The sequence below is a fragment of the Streptomyces sp. NPDC056373 genome, assembly GCF_042262425.1.
GTDB lineage: Bacteria > Actinomycetota > Actinomycetes > Streptomycetales > Streptomycetaceae > Streptomyces.
In genome coordinates this window covers 1-6,303 of record NZ_JBHJPX010000001.1, presented here as the reverse complement: position 1 = coordinate 6,303, position 6,303 = coordinate 1, and the positions used below count along the sequence as shown (strand labels likewise).

Genomic DNA, 6,303 nt, shown 5'->3' with positions numbered 1-6,303 from the left:
GCGGTTGTGGTTGGTTTTTTGTATGTCGCTCTGCGGGTCGTGTTTGCGTCGGTTGTCGGGGCCGGCCCGCCCGCCCCCCCCCCCCACCACCGCCTTGTCCGCATACGTTCGTCCCGCTGCGAGCCGCCGGGCAACGGCGGCTCCCCATACGGGAGATCGGGGGTGCACACGTGCGCATCGGACTGCTTACGGAGGGTGGCTATCCGTATGTGAACGGTGACGCCAGGCTCTGGTGCGACCGGCTGGTGCGCGGGCTCGCCCAGCACGAGTTCGACGTCTACGCGCTCAGTCGCAGCGAGCACCAGGAGGACGAGGGCTGGGTCCCGCTGTCACCGAACGTCCGCCGGGTGCGCACCGCGCCCCTGTGGATGGCCGAGGACGACGAGGTGGTGCTCGGGCGCCGCGCACGCCGGCGGTTCAGCGAGCACTTCGCAGAGTTGGCCGCCGTGTTGTGCGGAGGGCCGGGAGGAGCTGCCTCCCCTGCCGCCGGGGGCGTGCCGAGCGCTGCCGAACAACTCTCGGGAAGTGCGCCGACCTCCGAGGCGGACCGTTTCGCCAACGCGCTGTACGGGCTCGCCGAACTCGCCCGAGAGGCGGGCGGACTGACGGGAGCGCTCCGGTCGGAAACCGCCGTGCGCACCCTGGAACGCGCCTGTCGTGCGCCCGGCGCCCACCGCGCGGCACGCGAGGCGCGCGTACCGGATCTGCTCGCCGTCACCGCGCATCTCGAACGCGCGCTGCGCCCCCTCTCCCTCGACTGGTACGAGGACGACGGGCTCGGCGCGGTCGACCTCTGCCACGCCGCGTCCGGAGGTACGGCCGCCCTGCCCGGCCTGCTGGCCCTGCACTTCACCGGCGTTCCCCTGATGGTCACCGAATACGGCGTGCGCCTGCGGACGCACTACCTCACGGCCCCCGACGCCCCGCCCGCCGTACGGTCCCTGCTGGCGGCCTTCCAGGGCCGGCTCGCGGCCGAGGCCTACGGGCGGGCCGAGGTCGTCACCGCCGGCAACACCCACACCCGCCGCTGGCAGGAGCGCTGCGGCGCCGAGCGCGAGAAGCTCCGCACGGTCTATCCCGGCATGGCGGCCCAGCCCTTCGCCGAGGTGGGCGAGTCCCCGGACCGCGCGGACCCGTACACGCTCGTCCGGGTCGGCCGCGTCGAGCCCGCCAAGGACCTGGTCTCGTTGCTGCACGCCTTCGCGGAGGTGCGCAAGCAGGAGCCGAGGACGCGACTGCGCATCGTGGGCGCCCCCACCGGCCCCGAGGGTGCCGCCTACCTCGGTCACTGCAGGACGCTGGCCGCCCAGCTCTTCCCCGACGAGGCCGAGGGCCCGCACGCGGCAGGCGACAATCCGGTGTCCTTCGAGGAGATCGGCGGCCCTGAACTCCCGTCCGTCGCCGACGCCCACGCCGCGGGCGCCGTGACCGTCCTGTCCAGCGTGGTCGAGGGCTTCCCCGTCGGCCTCGTCGAGGCCATGCTCTGCGGACGGGCGACGGTGTCGACGGACGTCGGCGCGGTCGTGGAGGTCATCGGCGGCACCGGGCTCGTCGTGCCGCCGCGCAATCCGCGGGCGCTCGCCGACGCGTGCGTGGCGCTGCTGCGCGACCCTCAGCGCCGTGCGCGCCTGGGCGCCGCCGCTCGCGCCCGTGCCCTCGAACTGTTCACGGTCGAGCAGAACATCGAGGCATTCCACGGCATTTACCTGGAGATCGTCTCGCACGCGCCCGTCCGCCGTGTCCTCCTCGACGGGGCGGGGGCGCCACTGCCGTTCGCGGTGCCCGCCGAGGCACACGTGCCCGTCCGCTGGACCGCCGCGTCGCCCGGCCTCGCCGCCGCCCGCGGCGGCCCAGGCCGGGCGGTGGGCGGCCCCGTGCGGGCGACCACTCCCGTCCCGGCCCCGGAGGGTGCGTGATGAGCGACTTGGGTGAACTGGACCGTCCGGGAAGCGCCTCGCGTCGGGGCGCCGCCGACCCGGTCAAGGCGCTGATGCACCGTCACCGTGAACTGTGCGAGCGCGCGGTGGACCCCTTGGAGATCGCCGCTGGTCTGGAGGCGCACGGCATCACCGACCGGACCGCCGCCCGCTTCCGCCACCGAGACGTCTTCTCCCTCGCCGAGGAGATGTACGCGCGGGTCTCACGGGACGGGGAGGCAGCCCTGCCCGCCCCGCCCGCCCCTCCCCGGGTGCGCGCCGGCTGGGCGCTCCTGACCCTGCTGCCCGGTGCGCTGTGCGCCGCCGCCGTGATCGCCGTGCACCTCACCCACGGGCAGCCGCGCCTGATCGCGGCCGCGGCCGGCGCCGTCGCAGTGGCCCTGGGGCTCCGCGCGGCCCTGCGCCGAGGGCCCCTGAGCAGGACCGACACGGCCCGGCCCGGCCCGCGACCGGGCGCAGCCCCCGGCAGGACCACCCCGTGGACCCTGTGGCTCGTCCTCTACGCCCTCCTGGGCGACGGCCTGCTCCGCAACGCCCTCGCCGGAGGCCCCGACACCCTGCCCACCGGCACGCCCGACGGCCCCTGGCCCCTCACCGCCGCGCCCGTCCTGGCTCTCGCCCTGGCCTGCGCGCCCGCCGCCTGGATCGCCCACCTCCTCAGCGTGCGTGCCCGCCGCAAACTCGCCTCCAGCCGCGGCCTGGAGGACTTCGCCGCCGCCGTGCGCCCCCTTCTGCTCGGCACGTTCGCCCTGTTCCTGGGCGCCCTGGCGGCCCTGCTCGCCCTCTGTGGGGCAGTGCTCGGCGAGTCCGCCTCCGCTCAGGCCCTCGCCCTGGGGGCGCTCCTGTTCCTGGCCCGCCTCCTCACCACGCACGGTTTCACCTATGCCCCCGCCGTCGCCCTCACCGTGACGGCCATGGCAGAGGCGTTCGCCCTCGCCACGGTCTTCGCCTCCCGCCTGCCCGGTCTCGGCTTCCTGGTCACCCCCGTCGAAACCCTCGTCACCACCTGGGGCGCCGACAGCATCCCCACCCTCGCCTGCGGGGCGGCGGCCCTGGCCCTGCTGATCCACACGGTCCGCAAGCTCACCCGGGCCTCGGCCCACGCACCGCCGGAGCCCGCGCGGTGACCGCCGCCGACCCGGTCCCGCCGCCGCGGGAGGCACGCGCGCCCGTGCACCTTTCTCCCTCCCTCCCTCCCTTCCTTCCTTCCTTCCCTTCCTTTTCCGCCTCTAGGAGAACCCGCATGACCACCCACCCAGGAACCCCGGCGATCCGGGGAGCCGCGCGATGAGAGTCCTGCTGATCGGAGCCAACGGCTACATCGGCCGCTTCGTCGCCGACCGCCTGCTCGCCGACCCGGCCGTGCAACTCACCGCCCTCGGCCGCGGCGACGACGCCGACGTCCGCTTCGACCTCGCCTCGGGCAGCCCCGGCGCCCTCACCCGCTTCCTCGACGCGGTCCACCCGGGTGTCGTCGTCAACTGCGCCGGCGCCACCCGCGGCGGGGCCCGCGAGCTCGCCCGCCACAACACCGTCGCCGTGGCCACCGTCTGCGAGGCCCTGCGTCGCAGCGGCTGCGGAGCCCGGCTGGTGCAGATCGGCTGCAGCGCGGAGTACGGCCCGAGCCAGCCCGGCTCCTCCACCGCCGAGGACGCGGTGCCCCGGCCCGGCGGTCCGTACGGCGTCAGCAAACTCGCCGCCACCGAACTGGTCCTCGGCTCCGGCCTGGACGCAGTCGTCCTGCGCGTCTTCTCACCGGCCGGGCCCGGCACCCCCGCCGGCTCCCCACTGGGCCGTCTCGCCGAGGCCATGCGCCGGGCCATGCAGTCCGGCGACGGCGAGCTGAAACTCGGCGGGCTCGGCGCCCAGCGCGACTTCGTCGACGTCCGCGACGTGGCCCGTGCCGTCCACGCCGCCTCGCTCTCCGCCGCGCAGGGCGTCATCAACATCGGCTCCGGACGCGCCGTGCGCCTGCGCGACGCCGCCGGGGTCCTCGCCAGGGTCGCCGGGTACGGCGGCGCCCTCCACGAACTCGACGGGCCTCCCGGCGCCCTGCGCACGGCCATCGGCCACCCCCGCCCCGACCCGGACCACGCGCCCCCCGTCGCATACCCGTACCCGGACGGCTGCGGCAGCTGGCAGCAGGCCGACGTGCGCACCGCGCGCGACCGGCTCGGCTGGCGTCCCCGGATCGGCCTGGAGGAGTCCCTCGCCGACATCTGGATGGAGGCGGCATGCCGCATCTGACCAGATCCCGGCGGAGCACCTCGGGCACCGAACTCCGCCCCGGCGTCGGGGTGCCCGGCTACGCTCACCCCCTCCTCGCCCCCACCGAATGGGGTGAGCTGACCCGCCCCGGCACCCCGCTGCACTGGGTGGTCCTCAATGTGGCCGACGGTCCCGGCGCGCGCCCCGACCCGCACTGCCTGGCGGCGGCCGGCCGCCTGCGCAATGCGGGCATCCGCGTCCTCGGCCACCTCGACACCCGGTACGGCACCCGGAACTTCGGCGAACTGATCTCGGACGCCCACCGCTTCGTCGACTGGTACCAGGTCGACGGCTACCTTCTGGAGCGCTGCCCCGCCGACCACGCGGGGCTGCCCGAGATCCGCCGCACGGTCGCCACGCTGCGTGTGATCCGTGACGCTGCCCACATCGTCCTCGGCCACGGCATCCACCCGCACCCCGGCTACGTCGAGCTCGCCGACCAGCTGGTCACCTTCTCCGGCCCCTGGAGCGACTACCGCTGGTCGCAGGTGGCGGAGTGGACCGCCGACCACGCGCCCGAGCGCTTCTGCCACTTCGTCCACGGCGTGCCGCGCCCCCACCTGGCCGAGGCACTGCGCATCGCCCGGTGGCAGGGCGCCGCGACGGTCTGGATCACCGACCACACGGACGAGGGCGGCCACAGCGACCCCTGGGAGGCCATGCCCGGCTACTGGGACGAATTCGTCTCGCGTGTCGGAACAGGTGTCTCGGAATGAAAAAGCGCATGGCACTGTTACGGGGAGAACAACCGTAGTGATTGACCGACCAACGGAGTCCCCGTGTCGCTGCCACCCCTGGTCGAGCCGGCTGCCGAGCTCACCGTAGACGAGGTCCGCAGGTACTCCCGCCACCTGATCATCCCCGACGTCGGGATGGACGGGCAGAAGCGGCTGAAGAACGCCAAGGTGCTGTGTGTGGGCGCCGGCGGCCTGGGCTCGCCGGCGCTGATGTACCTGGCCGCCGCGGGCGTCGGCACCCTCGGCATCGTGGAGTTCGACGAGGTCGACGAGTCGAACCTGCAGCGCCAGATCATCCACAGCCAGGCCGACATCGGCCGCCCCAAGGCCGAGTCGGCCCGCGACAGCGTCAAGGGCATCAACCCGTACGTGAACGTGATCCTTCACGAGGAGCGGCTCGAGGCCGACAACGTGATGGACATCTTCAGCCAGTACGACCTGATCGTCGACGGTACGGACAACTTCGCGACCCGCTACCTCGTCAACGACGCGTGCGTGCTGCTGAACAAGCCGTACGTCTGGGGATCGATCTACCGCTTCGACGGCCAGGCGTCCGTCTTCTGGTCCGAGCACGGCCCCTGCTACCGCTGCCTGTACCCGGAGCCCCCGCCCCCCGGCATGGTCCCCTCCTGCGCCGAGGGCGGCGTCCTGGGCGTGCTGTGCGCGTCCATCGGCTCCATCCAGGTCAACGAGGCCATCAAGCTGCTCGCCGGCATCGGCGACCCGCTGGTCGGCCGACTGATGATCTACGACGCCCTGGAGATGCAGTACCGCCAGGTCAAGGTCCGCAAGGACCCGAACTGCGCGGTCTGCGGCGAGAACCCGACCGTCACCGAGCTCATCGACTACGAGGCCTTCTGCGGCGTCGTGTCCGAGGAGGCCCAGGCGGCGGCCGCCGACTCCACGATCACTCCCAAGCAGCTCAAGGAGTGGATCGACGACGGCGAGAGCATCGACATCATCGACGTCCGTGAGCCGAACGAGTACGAGATCGTCTCCATCCCGGGCGCCCGGCTGATCCCGAAGAACGAGTTCCTCATGGGCACCGCCCTGGAGAGCCTCCCGCAGGACAAGAAGATCGTCCTGCACTGCAAGACGGGTGTCCGCAGTGCGGAAGTCCTCGCGGTGCTGAAGTCCGCGGGCTTCTCGGACGCGGTGCACGTCGGCGGCGGTGTGATCGGCTGGGTCAACCAGATCGAGCCGTCCAAGCCGGTGTACTGAGCCTTATCCGGCCTCGCTTCCCGAGCGGCGGGGGGGGGGGGGGGGGCGGCCGCGGGCCCCCCCCCCCCCCCCCACCAGCAGAACAAGGAACACGCCACCCACCACCCCCCAAACCCAAAAGGGGGACACAAACAGTGGGG

General features: G+C 73.4%; 5 protein-coding genes. All 5 read left to right on the top strand.

What is annotated here, in order from left to right:
* Positions 1–170 precede the first annotated feature (170 nt).
* The 5 genes from ACFCXS_RS00025 (at position 171) to moeZ (ending at position 6,163) form a co-directional block, all read left to right on the top strand.
* Entirely contained in the window at positions 171–1,916 is a 1,746-nt protein-coding gene (locus tag ACFCXS_RS00025; protein ID WP_376640308.1) for a DUF3492 domain-containing protein, read from the top strand.
* The gene (locus ACFCXS_RS00020) at positions 1,916–3,064 is read left to right on the top strand and encodes a hypothetical protein (protein ID WP_376640307.1); all 1,149 of its coding nucleotides are present in this window, start codon (positions 1,916–1,918) and stop codon (positions 3,062–3,064) included. The genes ACFCXS_RS00025 and ACFCXS_RS00020 overlap by 1 nt, the downstream gene beginning before the upstream one ends.
* Positions 3,065–3,224: 160 nt before the next feature.
* Positions 3,225–4,184: an NAD-dependent epimerase/dehydratase family protein gene (locus ACFCXS_RS00015; RefSeq protein WP_376640305.1), complete on the top strand. Its 960-nt coding sequence runs from the start codon at positions 3,225–3,227 to the stop codon at positions 4,182–4,184.
* Positions 4,172–4,921 carry a spherulation-specific family 4 protein gene (locus tag ACFCXS_RS00010; RefSeq protein WP_376640303.1) on the top strand — a complete coding sequence of 250 codons (750 nt, stop codon included), beginning with the start codon at positions 4,172–4,174 and terminating at the stop codon, positions 4,919–4,921. Before ACFCXS_RS00015 ends, ACFCXS_RS00010 begins: the two co-directional genes overlap by 13 nt.
* 63 nt (positions 4,922–4,984) lie before the next feature.
* Positions 4,985–6,163 (top strand): adenylyltransferase/sulfurtransferase MoeZ, encoded by a 1,179-nt coding sequence (gene moeZ, locus ACFCXS_RS00005; RefSeq protein WP_104777511.1) that lies wholly within the window; start codon positions 4,985–4,987, stop codon positions 6,161–6,163.
* Positions 6,164–6,303: the final 140 nt, after the last annotated feature.

Bases quoted from the DNA above. Each gene is read 5' to 3' on its own strand.
- ACFCXS_RS00020 (WP_376640307.1), top strand. From the start codon at position 1,916: ATGAGCGACTTGGGTGAACTGGACCGTCCGGGAAGCGCCTCGCGTCGG.
- ACFCXS_RS00015 (WP_376640305.1), top strand. From the start codon at position 3,225: ATGAGAGTCCTGCTGATCGGAGCCAACGGCTACATCGGCCGCTTCGTC.
- ACFCXS_RS00010 (WP_376640303.1), top strand. From the start codon at position 4,172: ATGCCGCATCTGACCAGATCCCGGCGGAGCACCTCGGGCACCGAACTC.